The 21,977-nt window shown below is 41.4% G+C and carries 26 protein-coding genes and 1 pseudogene; 21 read left to right on the top strand and 6 right to left on the bottom strand.

Features of this window, described 5'->3' with window-relative positions; genetic code table 11:
• Position 1: 1 nt before the first annotated feature.
• Together V7L95_RS05735 and V7L95_RS05730 are read right to left on the bottom strand one after the other, a co-directional pair.
• The gene (locus V7L95_RS05735) at positions 2–607 is read right to left on the bottom strand and encodes a bacilysin biosynthesis protein BacA (RefSeq protein WP_008343604.1); all 606 of its coding nucleotides are present in this window, start codon (positions 605–607) and stop codon (positions 2–4) included.
• A gap of 149 nt (positions 608–756) precedes the next feature.
• Entirely contained in the window at positions 757–1,989 is a 1,233-nt protein-coding gene (locus V7L95_RS05730; protein WP_008343602.1) for an MFS transporter, read from the bottom strand.
• Positions 1,990–2,134: 145 nt separating this feature from the next.
• Between V7L95_RS05730 and V7L95_RS05725 the strand changes: the two genes are divergently transcribed.
• Positions 2,135–2,614 carry an Lrp/AsnC family transcriptional regulator gene (locus V7L95_RS05725; protein ID WP_008343601.1) on the top strand — a complete coding sequence of 160 codons (480 nt, stop codon included), beginning with the start codon at positions 2,135–2,137 and terminating at the stop codon, positions 2,612–2,614.
• 15 nt (positions 2,615–2,629) lie between these two features.
• On the opposite strand, the gene V7L95_RS05720 is transcribed toward V7L95_RS05725, so the two are convergent.
• Both V7L95_RS05720 and hemQ read right to left on the bottom strand, forming a co-directional pair.
• Entirely contained in the window at positions 2,630–3,790 is a 1,161-nt protein-coding gene (locus tag V7L95_RS05720) for an MFS transporter (protein WP_008343599.1), read from the bottom strand.
• 67 nt (positions 3,791–3,857) lie between these two features.
• A complete protein-coding gene (gene hemQ, locus V7L95_RS05715; protein ID WP_007497744.1) occupies positions 3,858–4,628 on the bottom strand; it encodes a hydrogen peroxide-dependent heme synthase in 771 nt (256 codons plus the stop codon).
• Positions 4,629–4,867: 239 nt separating this feature from the next.
• Between hemQ and pta the strand changes: the two genes are divergently transcribed.
• The 17 genes from pta to V7L95_RS05630 all read left to right on the top strand — a co-directional run bounded on the left by pta (position 4,868) and on the right by V7L95_RS05630 (position 18,391).
• Positions 4,868–5,839, top strand: a complete 972-nt coding sequence (gene pta, locus V7L95_RS05710; protein WP_008343597.1) for a phosphate acetyltransferase — start codon at positions 4,868–4,870, stop codon at positions 5,837–5,839.
• 136 nt (positions 5,840–5,975) lie between these two features.
• On the top strand, positions 5,976–6,827 hold the full coding sequence (locus V7L95_RS05705) for a MurR/RpiR family transcriptional regulator (protein WP_048001138.1): 852 nt from the start codon (positions 5,976–5,978) through the stop codon (positions 6,825–6,827).
• A 141-nt stretch (positions 6,828–6,968) separates the two neighbouring features.
• Positions 6,969–7,640, top strand: a complete 672-nt coding sequence (locus tag V7L95_RS05700; RefSeq protein ID WP_079919313.1) for an RraA family protein — start codon at positions 6,969–6,971, stop codon at positions 7,638–7,640.
• An 11-nt stretch (positions 7,641–7,651) separates the two neighbouring features.
• On the top strand, positions 7,652–8,530 hold the full coding sequence (locus V7L95_RS05695) for a prephenate dehydrogenase/arogenate dehydrogenase family protein (protein ID WP_025208161.1): 879 nt from the start codon (positions 7,652–7,654) through the stop codon (positions 8,528–8,530).
• Positions 8,531–8,573: 43 nt separating this feature from the next.
• Positions 8,574–9,908, top strand: coding sequence for a TRAP transporter large permease subunit (locus V7L95_RS05690; RefSeq protein ID WP_007497735.1), 1,335 nt, complete (start codon positions 8,574–8,576; stop codon positions 9,906–9,908).
• Positions 9,909–9,921: 13 nt separating this feature from the next.
• Complete coding sequence (locus tag V7L95_RS05685; protein ID WP_046526753.1) at positions 9,922–10,188, top strand: hypothetical protein; 267 nt, start codon at positions 9,922–9,924, stop codon at positions 10,186–10,188.
• A 174-nt stretch (positions 10,189–10,362) separates the two neighbouring features.
• A complete protein-coding gene (locus tag V7L95_RS05680; protein WP_008343584.1) occupies positions 10,363–10,761 on the top strand; it encodes a DUF5082 family protein in 399 nt (132 codons plus the stop codon).
• Between the two features lie 4 nt (positions 10,762–10,765).
• Positions 10,766–11,044, top strand: a complete 279-nt coding sequence (locus V7L95_RS05675; protein ID WP_008343583.1) for a YwqI/YxiC family protein — start codon at positions 10,766–10,768, stop codon at positions 11,042–11,044.
• Between the two features lie 11 nt (positions 11,045–11,055).
• Positions 11,056–12,726 carry a T7SS effector LXG polymorphic toxin gene (locus V7L95_RS05670; protein ID WP_129547950.1) on the top strand — a complete coding sequence of 557 codons (1,671 nt, stop codon included), beginning with the start codon at positions 11,056–11,058 and terminating at the stop codon, positions 12,724–12,726.
• A 6-nt stretch (positions 12,727–12,732) separates the two neighbouring features.
• The gene (locus V7L95_RS05665; protein WP_017368247.1) at positions 12,733–13,104 is read left to right on the top strand and encodes a hypothetical protein; all 372 of its coding nucleotides are present in this window, start codon (positions 12,733–12,735) and stop codon (positions 13,102–13,104) included.
• 28 nt (positions 13,105–13,132) lie between these two features.
• Positions 13,133–13,405, top strand: a complete 273-nt coding sequence (locus tag V7L95_RS05660; protein ID WP_017368246.1) for a hypothetical protein — start codon at positions 13,133–13,135, stop codon at positions 13,403–13,405.
• A 65-nt stretch (positions 13,406–13,470) separates the two neighbouring features.
• Entirely contained in the window at positions 13,471–13,746 is a 276-nt protein-coding gene (locus V7L95_RS05655; RefSeq protein ID WP_216099206.1) for a hypothetical protein, read from the top strand.
• A 32-nt stretch (positions 13,747–13,778) separates the two neighbouring features.
• Positions 13,779–14,174, top strand: coding sequence for an SMI1/KNR4 family protein (locus V7L95_RS05650; protein WP_017368244.1), 396 nt, complete (start codon positions 13,779–13,781; stop codon positions 14,172–14,174).
• A gap of 236 nt (positions 14,175–14,410) precedes the next feature.
• Complete coding sequence (locus V7L95_RS05645) at positions 14,411–15,256, top strand: biotin/lipoate A/B protein ligase family protein (protein ID WP_255835677.1); 846 nt, start codon at positions 14,411–14,413, stop codon at positions 15,254–15,256.
• 39 nt (positions 15,257–15,295) lie between these two features.
• Complete coding sequence (locus V7L95_RS05640) at positions 15,296–15,781, top strand: tetratricopeptide repeat protein (protein ID WP_249476684.1); 486 nt, start codon at positions 15,296–15,298, stop codon at positions 15,779–15,781.
• Between the two features lie 103 nt (positions 15,782–15,884).
• A complete protein-coding gene (locus V7L95_RS05635; protein WP_340968393.1) occupies positions 15,885–18,161 on the top strand; it encodes a glycosyltransferase in 2,277 nt (758 codons plus the stop codon).
• The gene (locus tag V7L95_RS05630; protein ID WP_035702387.1) at positions 18,158–18,391 is read left to right on the top strand and encodes a DUF5970 family protein; all 234 of its coding nucleotides are present in this window, start codon (positions 18,158–18,160) and stop codon (positions 18,389–18,391) included. Before V7L95_RS05635 ends, V7L95_RS05630 begins: the two co-directional genes overlap by 4 nt.
• A 35-nt stretch (positions 18,392–18,426) precedes the next feature.
• On the opposite strand, the gene V7L95_RS05625 is transcribed toward V7L95_RS05630, so the two are convergent.
• Complete coding sequence (locus tag V7L95_RS05625; RefSeq protein ID WP_340968392.1) at positions 18,427–19,227, bottom strand: RsfA family transcriptional regulator; 801 nt, start codon at positions 19,225–19,227, stop codon at positions 18,427–18,429.
• A 242-nt stretch (positions 19,228–19,469) separates the two neighbouring features.
• Between V7L95_RS05625 and V7L95_RS05620 the strand changes: the two genes are divergently transcribed.
• The 3 genes from V7L95_RS05620 (at position 19,470) to V7L95_RS05610 (ending at position 21,694) form a co-directional block, all read left to right on the top strand.
• On the top strand, positions 19,470–19,691 hold the full coding sequence (locus V7L95_RS05620; protein ID WP_003215259.1) for a DUF1450 domain-containing protein: 222 nt from the start codon (positions 19,470–19,472) through the stop codon (positions 19,689–19,691).
• A 170-nt stretch (positions 19,692–19,861) separates the two neighbouring features.
• On the top strand, positions 19,862–21,163 hold the full coding sequence (locus V7L95_RS05615; protein WP_007497716.1) for an HD domain-containing protein: 1,302 nt from the start codon (positions 19,862–19,864) through the stop codon (positions 21,161–21,163).
• Positions 21,164–21,193: 30 nt separating this feature from the next.
• The gene (locus V7L95_RS05610) at positions 21,194–21,694 is read left to right on the top strand and encodes a YwgA family protein (protein ID WP_007497715.1); all 501 of its coding nucleotides are present in this window, start codon (positions 21,194–21,196) and stop codon (positions 21,692–21,694) included.
• Between the two features lie 104 nt (positions 21,695–21,798).
• Here the strand turns inward: V7L95_RS05610 and V7L95_RS05605 are convergent.
• Positions 21,799–21,977 (bottom strand): annotated as a pseudogene (locus tag V7L95_RS05605) (amino acid ABC transporter ATP-binding protein); the annotation flags it as partial.

Below are 21,977 nucleotides of genomic sequence, written 5' to 3'. Positions count from 1 at the left end.
CTTATATCTCTCCTTTTCCGAATATGGACCAGCTCATGGGTATACTTTTAAACGTTCGAATGAAGATGAGGCCATATGTGGCTCTTGCCACCTCATTCGTTAAAGCAAAATCAAATTCGCCGTCCCTTACTTTCTGCGCGGCAGTACTTGTAGAATTAACAAGTTCAAATTCAGCATTTTGGTGAATGAAATATTGAATTAAATTGACAGGTGCAGGATGTGAGACAATTTTTAAATGGTGGAGCATTTGTTCATGGAATGGGAAATCAGGTCTGACAGCCAAACCATACATGGGCGTGTCACATCTGAAAATTTGTAAAAGCTGTAGATCTGGTCTCATGTAGAAGTGTTTGATGCCTTCATATGCGTGTGGAACGAGAGTAAATTGAAGTGGTTGAGAGAGAGTATGTTCAATGCAAGTTTCGAATGTGTCATAAAGGGATAGTTTCGTATGAGTGCCGAGTGTAGTGGTGGATTGAGAGATGAAATGTTTTGCTGCGTATTCACTGCTTGTCCCCTTAGGGCCTAGTGTGTTGACTGTAAACATCTTGGGTGAAGGGCTAGGCTCTTCTTTGAAATGAAACACATCATCATTCTTTAGGATCATGTTTACCATCCAATCTTTTTCAAATTTTTACTAGATTATAAAATTTAAAATTGGTAATTGTCAACAAATTTCATAAAAAATGTAATATATGATGATATTAAAAATTGATCTAAAAAACTGCACATATCGAGATGTGCAGTGAAATGTGCTTACGTTTCAAGTGTAGTTGGCTGTTTTTTCTGTAAGGCGCGTTCTCTTTTATAGCTGCCGAAGCTGATGATAAAACCAACGAGTGTGATTAATGCACAGACAAGACCTACCGTATGATATCCGAAATGGACATAAACGGGTCCCATCAGTGCGGAACCGAGCATAACAGCAAGGTTGGAGGCCAGGCTGTAAAAAGCCATCACTTTCCCGCGATGGGTTTGAGAGCAGTCGCTTAGAACGGTGCTTAGAAGCGTGACAGATAAGCTTTGCATAGCACCCCAAATAAATAGGGCGAAAATCAGCAACATCCACGAGAATGGCGCATAAGGAAGCAAGGCTAGAACAAGCGCAATTCCACCCAGCACAAAGACAAGGGAACGGGTTTTACCGAACCAGTCTGCTAATTTTCCAGTAAACATACTCATAGAAAAGCCGACGCCATAAGCCATAATAAGAAGTCCAGCTGTTGATTGTCCGCCATCAAACAGACTTTGCAGATAAGCACCTAAAAACGAGTACATGCCGTAAAATCCAAGCATATTGCAAAACGTCACAGTCAAATAGGCAGGCACACGATCGATTTTCAAAGCTGCCCATAAAGAGCCTGTTGTCTCTCTAGCTTGAGGTGCCTTCGGATCAGCTGCTCTGACTTGTTTTCTTGATTCAAGGATGACGAGTAGCAGGACAATGAGACTCATCATAGCGAAGATCCAAAACGTCCAGCGCCAGTTTAAACTCTGGCCGATAAAGGCGCCAATGGGCACACCAAGGACAAGAGAAAGAGACCAGCTCGATACAATGAGTCCCATCACTTTGCCGCGATATTCGTATGGAACCCGGTCGCCCACAAGAGCATAGGCTGTTGGCACAAATACACCAGTTGCCAGCCCTGAAATAGCACGGCCTGCAAAAAACACGGCCAAATTTGGGGCAGCAGCACACATCACTGTTCCAATTAAAAAGAAAGACAGCCCAATTATCAAACACAGCTCTCTTGAATATCGGTCCCCTAAAGGAACGAGTAGCGGAGCTCCAACCAGCACAGCTAACCCATAAATGCTGATGGAAAGAGCCAGAACATCAAGAGAGTGCTGAAAGGAGTTTGATAAATCAGGCAGCAGTGGTGAAATCACCAGTTCCTCCGATCCCGCCGCAAAAACGCCAAGTGTGAGTGCAATGGCAAGTGTGATGGGAAATGTTTTAGAAGCCTGGCTGTCTAAAGATTCTTTCATCAAGTGATCCCTCCATACTTGCTTTTTCATTCAATTCCGTTAAAATAAATTCTACCATTATTTAGTTTTATTTTACATTTCGTATCATAAGTATCATCATAAAATACTTTTCAAATGGAACGATTTTGGGATAGGAGCGTAACGAATGAAAATCACCGATGTGGATGTGCATATTTTAAACGAATTGAGAGAAGATGCCCGCTTATCAATGAGGGAATTGTCCAAACGAGTGAATTTATCGGCGCCTGCGGTAGCAGAAAGAGTGCGAAAACTAGAGGATGCAGGGATTATCGAAGGGTATTCTGTTCAAGTCAATTATAAAAAGCTGGGTCTGATGATAGACTGTTTACTGGAAGTCACCGTATTAAATGGGGAGTATCAGCGTTTTGTGACATTTATGAACCAGCATCCACGTGCGTTCTTTGCTTATCGAGTGGCAGGACAGTCCTGTTTTTTCATTAAGCTGTCTGTTTCTTCTCTTGAAGAAATTGAAGCCTTTATTCAAGATGTGTCTGGCTTTACAAAAACGGTCTCCCATATTGTCTTATCAGAGCATTCCTTTACCCATCCCATTCAGGAACGTGTGAAACAAATAGAAGAGCCAGAAATGACCGTGGTGAAATAGAAAAAGGACCTGCCCTCAGGTCCTTTTGATTCGTTTATCTGACTGATAGCTCATGATCGTAATGATCAATCCAATGAATGTCACGCCTGCCGCAAAGAGCGGGACAAGCTGTAAATGTGTGATTTCGATAGCAAGACCGCCAAGCGCTGCACCGCCGGCATTTCCAATATTAAAGGCAGAATGACTGAGCGTTGATGCGAGTGTCGGGGCTTCATGTGCCATGTTCATCGTGCGGTATTGCAAGGTAGGAACGAGAATAAATGAAATAATTCCCCAAACAAAAATCGTCAGAACGGCAGGCACTTTAAAGGCAGATGTATATGTGAATAACAACAGAACAGCCATCAGCATCATAAGTGTCACAATTATACTCGGCATCAGCTTCCAGTCGGCAAGCTTTCCGCCGACTAAATTACCAATGGTGACCCCAAGCCCAAAGAGGACAAGAATGAGGGTGACCCCGTTTTCTTGAAAGCCAGTCACTTGCAGCAGGATCGGGCTGATATACGTAAAGGCGGTAAACACACCCGCAAAACCGAATATTGTCATCGCAAAGGAGACGAGAACCTGCGGCTTTTTCAACACCGATATTTCATTTCGAATATCTAATACTTCTTCCTTCGATTGATTTGGTACTAAACTGATTATACCGATTAAGGAAATGAGACCAATGACGGCAATGACGAGAAATGACATGCGCCAGCCGAATTGATTTCCGATAAAGGTGCCAAATGGCACACCCAGTACATTGGCTACTGTCAGTCCTGTAAACATGAAGCTGATCGCACTTGCGCTTCGCTCCTTAGGAACAAGCCGTGCAGCCATAATGGCGCCGACACCAAAGAAGGTACCATGAGCAAATGACGTTAAAATACGTGCAACCATCAATAGACCATAAGAAGACGATACAGCTGCGACAGCATTTCCTGCTACGAAAAGAATCATTAATAGAATGAGGAGACGTTTTCTCGACATTTTTCCAGTTGATAACGTTAAAATAGGGCCGCCAACTGCGACACCGAGTGCATATCCGGTAATCAACTGACCTGAAGCAGAAATAGATACATGAAGATCATTTGCGACATTTGGCAAAAGTCCCATGATCACAAATTCAGTCATGCCAATCGAAAACGCACCGAGCGTTAACGCAAAAATAGCGATGGGGAAGTTTTTCATGATGAGATCACCTTTCTAAACAAATACATAAAAAGGCTTCGGAGAGATCCGAAGCCTTAAGAGTTTATCATACATGGAAATAAGACGCTAGCTGCTCGTTTGCTAATCGGTTTCCAACAAAGAAGGAACCAAATTCGCCGTAACGTGCACTCACTTCATCAAATCGCATTTCGTAAACCAATTTTTTAAATTGAAGCACATCATCAGAGAAAAGAGTGACGCCCCACTCATAATCATCAAAGCCAACAGAACCTGTAATGATCTGTTTTACTTTCCCAGCATAGCTTCTGCCAATTAAGCCGTGGCTTCTCATAAGGGATTTTCGCTCATCCATTGAAAGCATGTACCAGTTGTCATTGCCAGAACGTCTTTTATCCATTGGATAGAAACAGACATATTGAGAAGAAGGAAGCTCTGGATAGAGGCGCGCACGTACGTGCGGGTTCTCGTAAGGGTCTCCGCCATCTCCGCCTCCTGCTAAGTAGTTGCTGAGTTCAACAACTGACACGTAAGAATAAGCTGGAATCGTAAACTCAGCTAGTCGTGTCTTGTTGAATTCAAGTTCAATTTCACCTAGTTCTTCCATGGTCGGACGTAAAATCATGAGCATAATATCTGCTTTTTGGCCGACAATACTATAGATTGTTTGGCTTCCAGCCTGATGGTGCTCAGCTGTTTTCCATTTTTCTAATAGACCTGTGAACTCATGAATGATCGCTTGACGCTCATCGCTTGTCAGCAGCTTCCAAGCTGTCCAGTCAATCGTTCTAAAATCATGCAGTGCATACCAGCCATCTAGTGTTTGAGCTGCTTCATTTGTTGTATGTTGTTCGCTCATTTCTTTCACTCCTATTAACAGTTTTCCATCTGTTCCAACTATAACATAGTTTGTCCAAATGAAGATGTGATCAAAACTTGAACGACGAAAACGCTTTTCTAGAAATTGATTTAATTAGTTTGAAAAATAAGAATTTAATTTGTAAGCGCTATAATGTAAGTTGGTAGTTTGAATTTATGTAGAAGAAGAGTATGCTTAAAAGAGAACGCTTTTTTTGTAAAATCAAGGAGGGTATTGAAGTGGCAGATATTTTTTCAACAGTTCAGGAAAAGGTTGCAGGTAAAGGAGTTAAGATCGTTTTTCCTGAGGGAATGGACGAACGCATTCTAACAGCCGTTCAAAAACTAGCAGATGGCAAAGTATTGCAGCCAATTGTTGTAGGTAAGAAAGAAGAAGTAGAAGCAAAAGCAAAAGAATTAGGTCTTACACTTGATGGTGTTGACGTGTATGATCCTCATACATATGAAGGTTTTGAAGATCTTGTACAAGCTTTCGTCGAAAGACGTAAAGGCAAAGCGACAGAAGAGCAAGCGAGAAAAGCATTACTGGATGAAAACTACTTCGGTACAATGCTTGTTTATAAAGGTCTTGCAGACGGCCTTGTAAGCGGAGCAGCACACTCAACTGCTGATACAGTGCGCCCAGCACTTCAAATCATTAAAACAAAAGAAGGCGTAAAGAAAACTTCTGGCGTCTTCATTATGGCTCGCGGCGAAGAGCAATATGTGTTTGCTGATTGTGCGATCAACATTGCACCAGACAGCCAAGATCTTGCTGAAATTGCGATCGAAAGTGCAAACACAGCAAAAATGTTTGACATCGAACCACGTGTAGCAATGCTTAGCTTCTCTACAAAAGGTTCAGCAAAATCAGACGAAACAGACAAAGTATCTGAAGCGGTTCGCATTGCAAAAGAAAAAGCACCTGAGCTTGTTCTTGATGGAGAGTTCCAATTCGATGCAGCTTTCGTTCCTTCAGTGGCAGCGAAAAAAGCACCAGATTCCGTCATCAAAGGCGATGCTAGCGTATTTGTTTTCCCTAGCCTTGAAGCAGGAAACATTGGCTACAAAATTGCCCAGCGCTTAGGTAACTTTGAAGCTGTAGGTCCAATCCTACAAGGTCTAAATCAGCCAGTAAACGATCTTTCAAGAGGCTGTAATGCCGAAGACGTTTACAATCTTGCGCTGATTACAGCAGCTCAAGCACTATAAAATAGCATCTCGACTAGAGCAGTCAGTACGATAGATTCGTGCTGGCTGTTTTTTTATTTTGTCCAAATGTGTACAATAAAGAGTGAAAAGAAAACACGAATCGTAGATAAAGCCGATAGGATAGGCAGGTGCTATAATGGAGGATTTAATATATAAACTTCAGCATAAGGTCGCATTTTTAACCGATGCGCAGAGGAGAATTGCAGATTATATCGTACAAAATCCAATGGAAGTCGCTTTTTTAACTGTCGATAAATTGGCGTCAAAAGTCGGGACGAGTACAGCAACGATCATGCGCTTCTCTGCTGCTGTGGGGTATTCCGGTTTTTCTGAATTCCAAAAAGAGCTTCAATCAGCTATGAAGCATAAAGCCGACCCTCAAACGAGACTTGAAGCGAATCTCAAGCATTCAAATAAAAATAAGCTCCTGCATGACCATGTAGAACTGCAATTTCAAAATATCCAGTATGCACTAGACAATATCACGGAAGAAACCTTTCAGCAGATTGTTGGGAAAATAGCCAGCGCACGCCACGTTTTGTGTACAAGTGTTCGAAGTGGAAGACCTGTTGGTGAGTATCTGTCACTCGGAATCAATCGGTTATTGGGGAATTGCCAATACATTGATGCAGACAAAAGCGACTGGGTGGATGATTTGGTTCATTTCAACTCGGGTGATTTCATTATAGCTGTCAGCTATCCGCGCTATGCAAAGCGTATGAAAGATTTGATGGAAGCAGCGAAGTCTTATGGGGTGGAAGTCCTTTTAATTACAGACAGCTACAGCTCTCCATTAACCAAATATGCACAATATGTATTACCATGTTCCTCAGCAAGTGTAGGCTCTCATAACTCTGTCGTATCTGCTATCTTTATCGTCGATTACATTTTAAGTGCCTTAGCGATGAATGATCCTGAAAGAACAAAACCACGTTTAGATCAAATCAATCATATGTTAACGAAAATGAGTTACCACACAACACATTAGTCGTGTGGAACTCATTTTTTTATTTTTGAAAGCGCTTTACTAATTGAAAATGAGGTGGTATGATCATATCACGAAAGTAATAAATATTACTTTAATAAAAATAAGTGTAATGAATATAACTCAAAGGGGATGATGGAAACAATGAGTACTGTTCATTTCGTGTCAAATGATCTTATCGCTAGGGCAAAAAAGCTTAACTCGACCTTGCTGTCAGACGTAATGGGATGCACCGGCGCGATGGATCATCAAATCAAACCAGTTGCGAAAGGCATGAATGTAGTCGGCACAGCTTTTACTGTTAGCTTACGGCCAGGGGATAATTTATTTCTTCATCAAGCGATCTACTCTGCTAAAGAAGGAGATGTACTGATTGTTGATGGAAAAGACCATAAGGGTCATGCCTATTTAGGGGAATTGATGGCACATTCAGCAAAGGCTGTAGGAATAGAAGGAATCGTGATTGACGGGCTTGTTCGCGACAAACTCTCTTTAGAGGAGCTGGCTTTTCCAATCTACAGCAAGGGATTTATGCCAAACGGACCTTTTAAAGATGGTCCTGGGGAATTGAATCAAACCATCTCGTGCGGCGGTGTCAAAGTAGCCCCAGGTGATCTAGTGATTGCTGACGATGATGGAGTCGTCATCGTTCCAAAGGAAAAGGCGGAACACCTGCTGACACTAGCGGAAGAGAAACAAGCGTATGAACATCAGAGATTAAAAACGATTCAACAGTATGTGGACGAAGGAAAGCAAGACATCAGTCTCTTAGCACCGGCATGGCTGGAAGGCAGAATGAAAAAATTTCAAGGATAGGGGAATCGGTGATGAAAATAGGCTTTATCGGATATGGTGAAGCAGCATATGAGCTGTCAACGGGATTGAAAACAGAAGGATTAGACCAATTTTATGCGTATGATGTCCTATTACTAAGTGAGAAATTAGCTGGCTCGTTGAAAGAAAAAGCATCGCAAACAGGCGTTCAATTAACGAGCAGTATTAGCGAAGTCATTGAGAAATCTGATCTTGTGATTGCAGCTGTGCCAGCGAATAAAACCTTAGAAGTGGCACAATCCGTATCGGGAAGTTTGAAAAAGAATCAATTATATGTAGATGTATCGGCATCAACACCAGACATCAAAAAACAAGTAGCAAACGAAATTGAAAAGCAAGAAGCTCTATTTGTAGATGCCGCCATGCTAGGGCCTCTTCCAATCAACAAACACAAGGTTCCGATCACGGCAAGCGGCAGTGGAGTTGACCAATTCATGAAAGTGATGAATGCTTATGGCATGAATATCACAAAAATTAGTGACCAGCCAGGAGATGCTTCGGCACTAAAGCTAATCAGAAGCATTTATATGAAGGGGATTGTCGGTCTCTTGATTGAATTTTTGGAAATTTCCAAAAAATATAATGTGGAACATCAAGTGATTTCTTCACTAAGCGATACAATCGATAGCAAAAGTTTTGAAGAGACCATGAACCGTCTTGTGACAGGGAGTGCATTGCATGCAAAAAGACGGGCGGTTGAGCTGCTTGGCTCTATTGAAATGCTAGATGAAGCAGAGATTGATGCCAGTATGTCTCGGGCAGCACAACAGAAGCTTGAGAGATTAGCAGACTTTCACTTTGCTGAACGATTTGACGGGGTAAAACCTGCTAGCTGGGAAGAAGTCATTGACGTGATGCAGCAAGGGGAATAAATTGTAAGCGTTTTATTTAATAAAGGGGAGGCGAAGAAACGATATGGGTTTTATTGCGTTGATTGTGTTCATAGCTGTCATCATTATATGGAATGTTATGGTGAAACGGAATATGGGAGAAGCCATGCTACTAGGCTTTATTGCGACCACATTATTTGGCGGATTAGATGCGTTAAGACTTTTCTGGGATGGTTTAATATTTGCATCCACATATGAGGTGCTTTATGCAGCTGTCGCATTTGTATTCATGGCCTATTTAATCGAAAAGTTGGAATTAATTCATGCACTCTTACGAATCCTAAATTCGGTTGTAGGCAAACTTCCTGGTGGAGCGGCTTATATGAGTACGTTAGGTTCAGCAGTGTTAGGCGCTCTTTCAGGTTCAAATTCTGCAAACACAGCTGCGACTGGCTCTATCACGGCCTCTTGGATGATTAAATCCGGGTGGAGCCGGACCCATACGGCCACGATTCTAGCAGGGAATGGCGGACTTGGAGCGGCACTGCCTCCGAACTCTTCCATGTTTATCATGCTTGGGTTTGCACCAGTTGCCGCCCTTGTATCTGAGGGAGATTTATATATTGCCCTTCTAATAGGAGGACTGTATCAAGTCGTATACCGATTTATTTTGGTGTATCTTCTGGTGAAAAAGAATAAAATTCAGGCCATGCCGCCAGATGATATTCTTCCTTTCTGGGAAGCGGTAAAACAAGGGTGGAAGTCGATCTTTATTTTTTTCGGTGCCTTGATTCCTATCATGATCACCATTGGTCCGTTTGCAAACTACTTAAAAAGTAATCCAAACATCGGACCGGAGGCAATGGATCAAATTTCTTTAATTACGTGGATTCCGATTCTCATGATATTAATTAGTCTAACAATTGGAAGAAGCAAGGCGTCTGCTTTAGATTGGTCTCAATTTTTCAAATCAGCCATTCCTAAATTCACAACGATTGGCGCTTTGATGCTGTTTGCAGTGGCTGCTAGTCAAGTGCTTGCTGAATTAGGGCTCGCAGATGATTTGACGCAAATCACATCAGTACTTGCCATTCCGAAATGGCTCATGGTGCTCATTGTGGGTGTTCTTGTCACACTGGTGGCAGGCCCTCTATCTTCAACAGCGACATTAACAGCAGTTGGGCTTGTCTCATTTTCAGCTTTAATCTCAGTTGGAGTGGACCCAGTTGTGGCTGTAGTTGCCATTCTTGCTTTTTCATCAACTGAAGGCGCTTCCCCGCCTGCATCAGGGTCCATATTTATCGCTTCTGGTCTTGCAGGGGCCAGACCAGAAAAAACCTTTATCCCACTGATCCTCTATTATATGCTTCCGATCGTTGGTATTGGCTGGCTCATTGGAATGGAGATACTTCCCGTATAGAAAGGAGAAACAGATGAGAGTATTGATGGAATTGTTATTTAAAGTGCTGCTTGTCCTATTTCTAACGTCAGGAACGTTGTTGGTATTCGGTCAAATACTAGGAATTCTCTTGCAAAAGGGAGATATGATCATTGCTAGTACGAACCTATTTAAAAACCCAACACTGGTGTTAAGTGCCTTTTTTAGCCTTGTCGGGTTTTCACTCCATTATATACCTGAGAAGAAAGACACCTCATTTAGCGATCATCCATCAGCATCAGCAGGTGATTCGCTCAAATAAGCATGAAAAGCTGGATTCAGTTGATGAATTCAGCTTTTTTGTGCGTGTGAATTAGGTATAAAAACCCAATACATACGATTCATTTTTTAGTGAATTCGTTTTCAATCATATGCCTCTTGTGCTAGTAAATGGTAACATAACGGAGGACTATTTGAGGAATAGAGGTGTTTGACGATGTCTGGAGCTATCATCGGTTATACAACAGCCTTGTATTCGTTAAAGGCAGACATATCCATAAAAAAAGAACAAATCATAGAACTGAACATGTGTCGAAAAGAAATAAAAGAAGCAAAGTCTGCTCTGGCAGATGCTAACAAGAAAATGACTCATCCAGATCTGACATCACATACATGGTTTGGCCATCTCGCAGATACGTTTGATGACATTCGAGACGAGATGGCATCCGCCAGTCAAGAGATAAAAAGTGTACAGCTGACCAATCTAGTGAACCGAATTGATGAGAAAATCAGCGACTTAAAATCAGAGATCCATTCATTAGAACATGAAATTCATTCGGTTGAAAGAAAAATAGAGAAAGAAAAGCAGAAACAATTGGAAGAAAAAAGAGGGTAGTCACATGAGCAGAGAAATTAAAATAGATGCCAGTCAGGTCAAACGAGTATTACAGCATGCAAAACAATCAGGCGCTCAAATGAATGCAACACTTCCAACAACCATCAAAGGAAGAAATCAGCTCCTGACGGCAGACACATTAGAAAAAATCAATCAGCAGTTGAACGAATTAAGTACATCCTATATAGACATTCTTCAGAAACAACTTGTACAAACAGAACAAGCGGTGAACACCATGATCGAAACGGACAAGGCGCTTGCTTCCAGCAGTAAAAGAAAATAAAGGAGAACGCAATGAAAACCCTTGATGCTTTTGCGCTAATAAACGGAATTGACCAAACGCTGAATACATTAAAGCAGCAATCACAACAGATTAGCTCCATAGAAAAACAAATCCAACAGATCATCTCACTTGATGGCGCACTAAAGGGAGAGGCGGGACAAGCCATCCGCTCCTTTTATACAGAATGCCATATTCCCTTCCTGCAATTTTTTCAGGTTGTCATTGAGGAATACAGCTCTGCGCTCAAACAAACAAAGCAGGCACTTCATACACTTGAATCAAATCAGCACGGCTTTATATCACAAGCATTTATTGAACACGAACTTGATTCAGGTTTAAAAAAAGCAGAGCGAGCGATTTCTGACATTGTTTCAGATGTGAGCCAGGCGATCGGCAGGGTCAGTCATATCGTTCACTTGCCTCATGTAGACGAGTCTGCTTTTCAACAGAGCTATCAAAAAACGTGGCTTGAGACATCCAGAACCATTGGACTGCTCCATGCCTTTGACAGAGAACAAACAAGTGCTATGAATGAAACAACAAGTGCATTGCAAACAATGAAGCAATACATCAACACGCTAAGCACCATGTTCACCGGTCCCAAAATCGACATCACGAGCTATCAAAAAGGGTCTATTTTCAAAAATGGAAAAGAAGAAAAAATAAGCAGCACGATCAGCGGATTGAATGACAAAATAGACAACACGAAAGACCATCCGATGATGATCATGCTGAAGAAGCTGAGAGAGAAACAACAGGCGAATGTGGAGACGGTTGTTCGGGACGAATCTCATAAAAACATTAATCAACAAGTCACAGCAAACGATCCATCACTTACGATATTGCAAAGGGAAGCTGTGAACGGGAAAAACAAGATTCATAGAGACATCAGGGTCATAAATGGTAAACTGTACAACGTCAAAGGCATTAAAAAATTAAAAGAATTCGATATAGCAGATGAAGTCGTCACCGACTCATCCGATATTGATTTTATTGGCGGTCGATACACCGTTTACGCCAATAAACAAATCATCCGAACGTATATCGCAAACGGTGAAGTTAGAATAGAAGAAGTCGACAAAATCCCAGCAAGCCGGAGCCGAGGCAATGCGAAACGCATATTAGACGGTGAAGTTGTCTCAACAACCGAAAACATCATCCTAGAATACAGCGGAATCTATGACGGTTATCGAGCCGTCACCGGCAAAGACCCAGAAACCAGCAAAAATATTAGTAGCACAGAACAAGCCCTATCCGCAGCCTCTATTATCCCATTTATGAAAATCATTAAAGGTGGGAAATATGTCTTTAAGATTGATCAAGGGAAGAATGTGGTGAAGAGGGTTGAGAAGACAAGAAAGGGTACGGGTGAACTGATTAAATTCAAAGGTGATGAAGCTATTATTCATTTTGAAAAGCATAGTAAAGAGATAATGGGTGCAATGGGCAAAAACAAATACAATATTAAAAATTATCTTGAAGATGCAAATCACCTTATTCAGAAGGGACAATATGTACCAGAACTGAATGGATATGTGAGAATTGTTGGTGGAAAGGGAAGTGCAAAATACGGATTTGTTGGGCTCGATAGAAAAACAGGAAATATCACCACATTTCATATAAAATCGGTTAAAGAACTTTCTAAAAAAGCACCAAGTTTAGGGATAAAAACAAAGAAGTAAAAAAGGGTGATCGTATTGAAAATAAAAAAAATAAACTGGATTTCACAAGAAGCCTCAGAAGCTGAAGTGATTGTAACAGATGGCGAACTGGAAATAATGTGTTTTGCTCAACCATTAAATTACCTTGAAGAAAATGAACTATTAGAACCTATTTATTGTTTAGACGTGTCAGACTTAGTGAAAGCTGAATTGTCAGAGTATAGAATTGAAAAATTAGATGATAATTTCAGTTATAGTTTTTTAGGACAATTAATTGATAAGCGTGATGAAAAAGTGAAGGTAGGCGGACTTTTATTAGAATTAGATTACAATATACCGGGAGATATAAATGAAGGCGATTTTATAAGTTTTAATTGTCAACGGTTAGATATTTATTAGTATGAGCCAAAGTCTTAAGGAGCATTAAATGCACAAAAAACAAGAACTAACAAAACAAATCCAAACGGTCATCAACATCCTAGAAAAAGAATATTCGCAAGAGATCAATCAAGGTGTACTTGAATTAATATATAGAAGATACAAGAATGCCCAAAGAATCATGCAAGCCAATGATGATCTCCAAAAAGTCTTTATTATTGGCGGAGTTAGGGCTTACTTGGATAGTCATAATGATTATCTAAATCCATTTTTAGATGAATTACATAAAGCGGAAAGTCTACTAAAAGAATTGTTGTATTGATTATATAGTGATAGGTAGAAGTCTTTGTATTAGAAAGCGATACAAAAACACAGAAAGGAATTCGTATGAATCAGAAAAAACACATCAACAAAAAAACAGTCAATTGGCTATTAAGCATCAGTGTTCTTCTCGTCATTGGGACAGCTTTTATGAGAGGGGTTTATGTCCCACATGCCGGTTCGGATTATCGAGGTTTTCCCATTGATTGGCTAGTCCTGCATTCAAATTATGGTGTTGAATTTCTATTTTTAGGTTTTATACTCGATGTCATCATTTTCTATTTTCTATTAAAGGTGCTCCTGCGGGTGTATAAAAGGATTATGACAAAATCAGCTGAATAAACGCTAGTTCAACCTTTTAGGAGGCTTTCAAAATGATTCATTTTTCTCAGATTCCCAACTTGGTCATGAACGAACCAGCAAGTGACATACATATCAAAGAGGCAGAAGCTGAACTAAATATGATGTTTCCTCATGCCCATCAAGTCTTACTGAAACAATCAAATGGATGTTCCATTGGAGGCGACCTGCTTTTATACGGAACTGAGGACATAGTGGAACGCAATAAAACATGGGAAGTCCATCATTATGCAAGCGGCTATGTAGCCATTGGTGACGATGGCGGCGGGCGGGTATTTCTTATGCGGCAGGCAGAAGAGGAGAAAAAAGTGTGGATCGTCGATGCTGGTGTGATGGACCCTCAGCATGCGGAATTAGTGGCTGAAGATTTGTTAAGCTGGGTAAGTCACGGCTGTTTCATAGAAGTTTAGTCTATTAAGGAGATGATCGATTTGCCGTGGAACACATTGATCGCTGCGGGCCTCGTGGTTGGGGTTCCTGTCGTTTTGATTGCAACTGTTTATTTCATCTCGAAAAGGAAGAGCAAGAAAACCAAAGCATCCAGTTGAAAAGCTCTGTGACGTTCCTTGTCATAGAGCTTTTTTCTCGCTCATTCTCCCTCCATGTTATAATAAACACAGTTTATGAACGAGAGGATATGCAGGACATGAAAAATGAACCTATTGAGTTATTGACGCAGCCGACATGGCGAATCATAGATCAATCGAGCCTTGGTCTCTATGTAGACCCAAAGCAATCTTTTGCGATGGATGATACGCTTTGTGCGTCGGTTGGGAAAGGACTCTCATCAGCGACAGCGCGTTCTTGGGTGCACCACAATACGATCGTTCTTGGGATTCAGGATACAAGACTTCCATTTCTCCAAGATGGTGTAAAGCTTCTTGAGGAAGAGGGATATCGCGTCATTGTGCGCAATTCAGGCGGTCTTGCTGTTGTGCTGGATGAAGGCGTACTAAATGTGTCTTTAATCTTTGCGGAACAAAAGAAGGGCATTGATATTGACCGAGGATATGATGCGATGGTGGAATTGATCCGCCGGATGTTGTCGATGTATGAAGTGGACATTGAAGCCTATGAAATTGTCGGCTCTTACTGTCCAGGTAGCTACGATTTGAGCATCAATGGAAAGAAATTTGCCGGCATTTCTCAGCGTAGATTACGCGGAGGGGTCGCTGTGCAAATCTATTTGTGTGCAGATGGAAGCGGCCGGGAACGAGCTGATTTGATTCGCCGTTTTTATGAGGCGGCCTTAAAGGATAGAAGGCATGAGGTGAAAGCGGTATTCCCTGATATACAGCCTGATACGATGGCATCCCTATCAGAATTAACTGGAGAACCCATTGATTGTGCGCTTCTCATGCGTCTTTTACTAGAAGAACTTCAAAAGCTGAGCGAGCAACTGACCGCTTCAGGGTTGACCACCGAGGAACAACTGGAGTTTGAGAAAAACATGACGCGGATGATTGAGCGGAATGAGAAAGTGTTCTCGTAAACATATCTTTCCAGCCATCTTAAAAATAGGGGTGATGTAATGGAAATGAAACTTCTGAAAGCGATTGAACTTCGAGAAAATGGACATCTTCAAGAATCCAATGACATGCTCATCCGTCTTGTAGAAGAGTATCCAGATCATGCCTCCATTCACTATCAATGTGCTTGGAGCTATGATGTGTTAGGGAAGGAAAAACAAGCTGTCTTTTTTTATGAGAGGGCCCTTGAACTAGGTTTGTCTTCAGAAGAAAGAGAAGATGCTTTCTTAGGATTAGGAAGTACATACAGAACCTTAGGGGAATATGAAAAGTCAAAACAAATATTCCTCCATGCGATGGAAGCTTTTCCGCATAATAAAGCCATTCAAACGTTTTATGCCATGACTTTGTATAATTTAAATGAACATAGCAAAGCCATGGAAATACTATTGAACTGTTTAACTGAAACGACAAATGATCCTGCTATTTTGAGTTATCGAAAGGCCATTGATTTTTATTCAAATCAGTTAGATCGATTGTGGAAATGATTTATATAGAAATGGAGGGGCAATGTAATGGAAGAATCCCCTCCTTTGCTATGACATTTTATATGTGATCGTCCTTTATGACATAAGAAAGAAGGAAAATGTTTTGTCACTCATCACCACGTATTACCCGCTGTTTATGCTTTGTATTTTGTCTCTGTTGTATATGATATATCGTATCCAGCCAATGGCCTCTACTGTGAAAAAAGTCATCATTGTGCTATGTGTGTTAACAAATGCTGCCTATATTTGCTGGCGTCTCTTCTTTACATTGCCGCATGAAGGTACTTTTAATATTGTCATGGGCATTTTGCTTGTTGCCTGTGAATGCATTGGGTTTATCCAGTTGCTTGTGTTTTATACACTGGTTTGGAAGCCTTCAAATCGGAAACAAGTCATGATCAGTGATCTTGACAGGCTGCCGACAGTTGATATTTTCATAGCTACATATAATGAACCGATTGAGGTGCTGAAACGCACTGTTGCAGGTTGTTTGAATCTCTCTTATCCGAAGGAAAGCGTTCAAATTTATTTATGTGATGATGGCAATAGGGAAGTTGTAGAGCAGCTTGCTTCTGAGTTTGGTGTTCATTATCTGACAAGAACAGATAACAGATTTGCTAAGGCAGGTAATTTAAATCATGCGATGTTTCAAACGGATGGGGAGCTGATTCTGACGCTTGATGCAGATATGGTCCCTCTTCCTTCATTTTTAGAAAAAACAGTGCCCTATTTTCATGATGGGGCAACTGCGTTTGTTCAAGTTCCACAGGCGTTTTATAACGAAGATCCTTTCCAATATAATATGTTCTCGAAAGATCGAATTCCAAATGAGCAGGACTTCTTCATGCAAACTCTCCAAGCTGGTAAGGATCGGTTTAATGCCGTCATGTATGTTGGGAGTAATACGGTATTTAGAAGAACGGCATTAGATGAAATTGGCGGATTTGCTACTGGAGTGATTACAGAAGACATGGCAACAGGAATGCTTCTCCAAGGGAAATTCAAATCTGTGTCTGTCGGAGAAGTATTAGCCGTCGGTCTGGCACCTGAAAGCTGGCTTGATCTGTTAAAGCAGAGAGATCGCTGGTCGAGAGGGAACATTCAGTGTGCCCGTAAGTTTAATCCTTTGAAGGTGCGCGGCTTAACGCTGATGCAGCGTGTTCTTTATTTAGATGGCATTGTGTATTGGTTTAACGGTTTGTTTAAAATGATTTACATTCTCACACCGATTTTGTTTTTATTGTTTGGTATTCAAAGTTTCTGGGCAGATTTCCAGTCCGTTTTCATGTTTTGGTTGCCGGCGTTCTTTAGCTCGTATTTAGCTTTTAAACTTGTGTCGAATCAAAAAAGAAGTATGTTTTGGAGTCATATTTATGAAAGTTCAATGGCATTCCACTTAGCTGGTGTGGCACTCAGTGAACTGTTCTTGAAAAAACGGGTTGAATTTCTGGTGACACCGAAGGGAATTCAAACGGACAAAAGGCATTTCCATTTAAAAACGATGATTCCCCATCTGATCTTCTTGCTGCTCTCATTGCTTGCCCTTGTGAAAATAGGTTACGATGTGAAGGTAAATGGGACGATGAACGCTGATCTCATGTTGATTAATATTTTTTGGGTGCTTTATAACGGTGCAGGCTTATTCATGGCACTGCTTGTGGCGTTTGATCGACCGCGTTACCGGAAATCAGAGCGATTTGTCATTGAAAAAGAGGGGCATCTTCGTTCTGATCATCAAGATCAGTCGATTGCTTGTTTTCTACTAGATATGAGTGATTCAGGTGCGCGTCTATCCATTCCATTGGACCAAGCGTCTTCTCTTTATCAAGGACAAACGCAATTGTTTTTTTCAGAGAATGAAAGCGTGTCGTGTGACGTGGTTTGGAGCTATCCAGAGGGAGACCAGCTGATGGTTGGTGTTGCTTTTACTGACACCAAAAAATCAGAGTATTTATCACTGATCCGTTTCTTATTCACACGAGAGCATGTAGCGATGACGGATCGTGAGAAAAAATCTCATGCTGTTCGGACGTTTCTCCGCTTTTTAAGAGAAACGGAGAAGGTACCAAAGGCTCTGCGTCGCAAATGGATGAGAAGGCCATTGCAAGGTGTGACAGGCACGATCGCCTATGAGGACCGACTAGAAGAGAAGGTGCCGGTGATCATACATGATATCAGTTTATCTGGGTGCAAAATTGAGTTTGAAGATTCAATTGAATTAAATGGGAAAGTGCTGATCACCATTGACACAGAGTCTCTAACGGATCAGCCGGCGATTGCGGTTTGGACATCACAAAAACGCAGACGTACAATGGCCGGACTCAAGTTTGTTCAGCCTGAAATCAAGCAGATAGAAGAAAGAGAGGGAGTGGTTTCTTGAAATCTAAAAATGGCGGTTACCTCTATTTACTATGGCTTCCTGTCATCATAGGAGCCGGCTACGGCATTTCGCTTTTCGTGCCGTTTCTTCAGCCTGTACTGACGCTTGGTATCGCAGGGCTTTATATTTTTATGTTTGGTGATTTTCAGGTGAGGCAAGTTAGGTATATTTTTATGTTCGTCTTCTTGATCAATGTCCTTTTTAGTGTGATGCTATTTTTGGATATTTAAAAAAGTGCTTCCCGCAGGTGGGGAGCACTTTTTGGTTATTCAGCCATTTTTTCAAGGTTGCCGTTACGATCCATTTTAAAGGTTGGTGCGGCACTGTCGTCCTCTTCAAACAAAACTAGTTTTCTTGCACGGTTCATGATTTTGACGAGTGTTTCATAATCTTCTTGAATCGTGAGCTGATCCTTTTCAAGCTTTTTCACTTCAGCTTCTAGCTGCGACACTTTATGTGAAAGTTCATTGTTTTCTTGTTTTAACCGGCTGTTTTCCATGCGTAAGGCAGAAGATTGCTGCCCATTGCCTTCATAGCGGCGTAAGAAATCAATGATATCTTCAATGGTTAGCTCTTGGCGCTGCCCAAATGGATTGGCTTCTGGCTTTTTCTCTGTCACTTGAGAAGCCTGTGACAATAAATGTGATAAACTAGCTAACTCTTCATTGTAGCTTTGATCCACAAACTGAAGCTGGTCGGCTGTTTCGGCTGCAGGTGCAAACGTTTCTTCTTGCGCAGGTTCCAGTTCTTGAGAGAACTCTTCCTGTGTGATCGTTTCTTCAACTTGCGGCTGATAGAGCAAACGTTTTTTCGCAGGCTGTCCATTGCCGAGTGCACGCATGCGTTGTTTACGCTGTTTTTTGGCAAGTGCCAATGCTTTTTCATATTGATGCCTCACGACAGCATTCCATCTAAATCCGCATGCCGCTGAGGTACGGTTTAGCTTGTCTCCAACTTCTTCAAATGCGTTCAGTTGTGTACTGCCCTCTCTGACGTGACGTAAGACGGTTTCTGCCAGAAGGAGATCATTTTCCTCTGACCAAGCATCTTGTCTTTGTTTTGACATGTGTTTAAACCCCCATAAGATTTGATGGTATTAGATTAGCCAAGTTGAAGAAGGTTTATACAAGTTTGCTAAAAGGATAGTGGAAAATACTAGCTTTTATGTGAATACGTCTCTGTGCTTACAATGCTTCTTGCAACTCCAGTCGCTTCGATGTACAATGTTGGGTGGTATATTATTCACTCTTAGTTGTCCAACTGTTTCATATAGAATGAAGTTTCATCATTGAAAGGAAGCGTAAGAACATGGCTAATGAGTTTCGCGTATGTGACGATTGTGATGCGACGAACCTAAAAACGTTATTGCCTCGACTTAAATCGGTTGACCCTGATGCAAAAATTGAGATTGGCTGTCAATCGTATTGCGGTCCAGGACGAAAAAAGGCTTTTGCGTTTGTGAACAATCGCCCATTATCCGCACCAACAGAAGATGAGTTACTCGAAAAGGTTCAAAAAAAAGTCAAATAAATGTCACTGAATGTGTTCAGTCGACCTAAAAAGAGGTCCGTCCCTGTCAGGTCGGGCTTTTTACGTCCGTTCAATCTATGAGAACACATTCGCCAGCAAATTCAAGGATGTTTTCGGGAAAAGTTACCCGATATAATAGAAACACGTCTTAAAAAAAGAGGGACGAAACGATGGCGTATCCAAAAGGGAAATTATCCGAAGAAAAGGTATTTAAAGATCCTGTGCACCGCTATGTTCACGTACGGGATGCATTGATATGGGATTTAATCGGAACGAGAGAGTTCCAGCGCCTTAGACGAATTAAACAGCTAGGCACCACTTATTTAACGTTTCATGGGGCAGAACACAGCCGATTTAATCATTCACTCGGTGTATACGAGATTGTCAGACGAATTGTGGATGATGTGTTTAAAGGAAGACCCGAATGGGATGAAGGGGAGCGTGAGCTTGTACTGAGTGCCGCCCTGCTTCATGACCTTGGACATGGTCCGTTTTCTCATTCCTTTGAAAAGGTCTTTCATTTAGATCATGAATCGTTTACAAGAGATATCATTTTAGGGCAGACGGAAGTCAATGAAGTGCTGCGCCGGGTCAGTGACGATTTTCCAAAGCATGTAGCAGAAGTCATTGCCAAAACGTATCAAAACAAACAGGTGGTCAGTTTGATTTCAAGTCAAATTGATGCCGACCGAATGGATTACTTGCAGCGCGATGCTTACTATACAGGCGTCAGCTATGGTCACTTTGATATGGAACGTATTTTACGCGTGATGCGTCCAAGAGAAGATCAGATTGTGATGAAACAGAGCGGGATGCATGCCGTAGAGGATTATATTATGAGCCGCTATCAAATGTACTGGCAAGTGTATTTCCACCCAGTGACACGCAGTGCGGAAGTCATTTTAACAAAAATCCTCCATCGTGCAAAAGAGCTGCATGAAACGGGATATATTTTTACACATGCCCCGGTTCATTTTTATTCAATTTTTGAAGGAAATGTCACCACAGAGGACTATATTAAGCTGGATGAATCCATTGTCTTATTTTATTTTCAGGCGTGGGAAGATGAAGAAGATCACGTGCTGGCTGATTTGTGCCGCCGTTTTATGAACCGCCGTTTATTCCAATATACAGAGTTTAATCCTAACGAAGAAATGACGAAATATTTCAAGCTGACTGCTTTGTTCAAAGAAGCAGGAATTGATCCTGACTATTATTTAGTGGTCGATTCTTCCTCTGATTTGCCTTATGACTTTTATAGACCGGGCGAAGAAGAAGAGCGGCTGCCGATCCACCTTTTGACGCAAAGTGGTCATATTAAAGAACTGTCGAGACAGTCAGATATTGTTGACGCCATTTCCGGTAAACGAAGAACCGATCATAAACTTTATTTCCCGATGGACTTAATTGTAGATATGTCGGAAAAAGCTGAAGAAAAGAAGGCGATCATGAAGCTGCTTGGATTGGGATAAGGAAGTACTGAAAAAGGAGATGTCGGGAATTTGTTGAAAGAGCATGCAAAGTTGATGAAGGTGTTCTCTGAATCTGGGGAAATCGTTGGACGGAAGAAGCTGCAAAAAATGATTTACATAGCAAAAAAGCTAGATTTGCCTTTTTACGAGAAATACGATTTTCATTTTTATGGCCCCTATTCAGAGGAGTTGACGCTCAGAATTGAAGAGCTGTGCAACCTTGGATTCTTGGACGAAATGAAGGAAAAAAAGGGCGGATACTATCAATATCGTTATTCGCTGACGGACAATGGGAAAGAGTTTCTCGATCAGTGTGAAGTGGACATGCCTGACCTCAAAGTGCTGACGCAGCAGATGAATGAGCAATCGTCTCGTTTTCTAGAGCTTGTCTCAACGATTTTATACTTTGATGATCTGCCAAAAGATGAGGTAAAGGAAAAGGTCTTCACCATTAAAAGCAAGCAGCGCTATACGGACGAAGAATTTGAGGCAGCCCTTGCTTATATTGATCAGTTGAAGGAATTGAACTAACGACAAGAACCAGTTTGTGATAGCCAATGGCTAGAACAGACTGGTTTTTATTTTGCACGCATATAGAAACAGAAACAAGTCGACCTCATGGATCGACTTGTTTTTTAGGAATGATGATAAGAAAATCTTGCTAAAAATTGTTTCGTCCGTTCTTCTTTCGTCTGTTCAAAGACTTCTTCTGGTGTGCCTGATTCGACAATCACACCATCTTCCATGAAAATGACCCTGTCGGCAATATCATAGGCAAAGCTCATCTCATGCGTGACGATGATCATGGTGACGC

Source organism: Bacillus sp. PPSBB_11, assembly GCF_038023285.1.
Lineage (GTDB): Bacteria > Bacillota > Bacilli > Bacillales > Bacillaceae > Bacillus > Bacillus altitudinis.
Note: the sequence above shows the minus strand (reverse complement) of the source record. Positions and strands in the feature narration are given on the sequence as shown.